We start from the raw sequence: 1,791 nt of genomic DNA, 5'->3' as shown, positions 1-1,791 counted from the left end.
GATAACAACGGTGACTTCATACCGGCCTTTACCGGTCGTCTAACAACTGAGTTTTTTGTCCGGTTCTAAGCTGCCTGATCTATGGAAAACCTACCTGACTCAGTGCCAACTCGGCGAGCTCTTGTCCAGCCAAGGCGAGATCGAAGAGGCCGAGACCCTTCTTCTGAAGGGATGCCGCAGTCTGAAGCAGTGTCGCGAGAAGATCCCGCTGACCAAACGGGAGCAACATCTGTCGTGCCTGAAAACGCTGGTCGAACTCTACGAGTCCAGAGGCGACACTGAACAATCTGACCACTGGCGCGCAGAACTGGACTCCTTGTCGAAGGAATAGACCTCGACGGCTGCCAATCTGCCGGTACCACTTGCCGCGTCGGGTAACTCCACCGCCTGCAGTTCACTGCCACTCGAATCTGCGTCGGATGCATCGGCCGCTGCAGATTACTGCCTCCGCCAACTTGCGGAGGTGTAAAATCCCGGACGAGACCGCTGCGCGTTAGCCTCGAGAGCAACTCCGCGAGGATGGTCCACCGAATGTCGCTTACATTTCCGTAAGTCGTTTTGCTGAAGTGACATATACACGAAGAGACCTCCTTGCGTAGATGGAGATTTGGAAGGATACCCATCTCAGCAAGGAGGCTCAAGGATGAGATACTCTAACCGAGTAACGTACCGCAGGCAGCGCGAGTTTTTACGACGTCAGTTTCTCCAGGACGGCAAGCGAACCTTTGCCGACGTGCTATCACCTGCATGCATCGACGAAGCGATGTCCACGATTGGGGCATGCTGGAACGATCGCACTTACACTCCCCTAGTTACGTTGTGGGTCTTTCTAGGCCAAGTCCTGAGTGTCGATCATTCCTGTCGAAGTGCTGTCGCTCGTCTGGTGGCCCATCGAGTGTCACGCGGTTTAACTCCGTGTTCTTCCAAGACGGGTGCTTATTGTCGAGCTCGGAAAAGACTCCCCGAGAAGTTCTTCGCCACGATCGCACGCACCATAGGACGCCAGCTTACCGATCAGGCGGGAGAGCAATGGTTGTGGAAGGGGCGTCGCGTCTACATGTATGACGGCACCACTATCTCGATGCCGGATACACCGAGCAACCAGGAGGCTTATCCGCAATCGAATAAACAAACTCCTGGTGTAGGCTTTCCGTTGGCTCGAGTTGGAGCGGTGCTTTCCTTGTCGTGCGGAGCCATCTTGGACTTGGGAGTTGCGGCCTATTCCGGCAAGGGCCAAGGCGAAGTCACTCTGCTGCGGCAGCTTTGGGGGCTCTTGCGGCCTGGGGACGTTCTGCTCACCGATTCCTTGATGTGCAACTGGCGTAACCTCTACGAACTTCAGCAGCGTGGTATCCATGTCGTTACCCGACTCAACAAGGCTCTGCGAAAGGCCGACTTCCGTAAAGGCCAACGCCTGGGCAAGGACGATCATCTCGTCGACTGGCCCAAACCGCATATCCGAGGCGTGGGACGCTAGGCTCAGCGGGCCATGCCCAGGCAGCTAAGGGTGCGTGAAGCACGCGTGCGGGTCGAGCAACGCGGATTTCGTAGTAAGGTCGTGATCTTGGTCACGACGCTGCTCGATCCTGAGCAGGCATCCGTCGCTGACTTAGCCGATCTGTATCGGCAAAGATGGAACCAAGAACTCGACTTCTGCTCTTTGAAAGGTGTCCGTTCCGCTAAACTTTCTATTACCCACAATTATTGCAATAGGCTCCATCCCGAGTCGAGGGTAATCTTATCTGTTGGTGCGAGCGTTGCTTGCTAACGTCACGTTTGGCAGAGGGCCGA

Annotated in this window: 2 protein-coding genes; both read left to right on the top strand. The window is 55.7% G+C overall.

Annotated features, from left to right (window positions below):
• Positions 1 to 55 precede the first annotated feature (55 nt).
• Entirely contained in the window at positions 56 to 331 is a 276-nt protein-coding gene (locus tag NG895_RS24145; protein WP_252855115.1) for a hypothetical protein, read from the top strand.
• A 312-nt stretch (positions 332 to 643) separates the two neighbouring features.
• Positions 644 to 1,477, top strand: a complete 834-nt coding sequence (locus NG895_RS24140; protein ID WP_252855114.1) for an IS4 family transposase — start codon at positions 644 to 646, stop codon at positions 1,475 to 1,477.
• Positions 1,478 to 1,791 lie beyond the last annotated feature (314 nt).

It is taken from the genome of Aeoliella straminimaris, assembly GCF_024054565.1.
Taxonomy (GTDB): Bacteria; Planctomycetota; Planctomycetia; order Pirellulales; family Lacipirellulaceae; genus Aeoliella; species Aeoliella straminimaris.
This window is presented reverse-complemented; position numbering and strand designations above follow the sequence as displayed.

Bases quoted from the DNA above. Each gene is read 5' to 3' on its own strand.
- NG895_RS24140 (WP_252855114.1), top strand. From the start codon at position 644: ATGAGATACTCTAACCGAGTAACGTACCGCAGGCAGCGCGAGTTTTTA.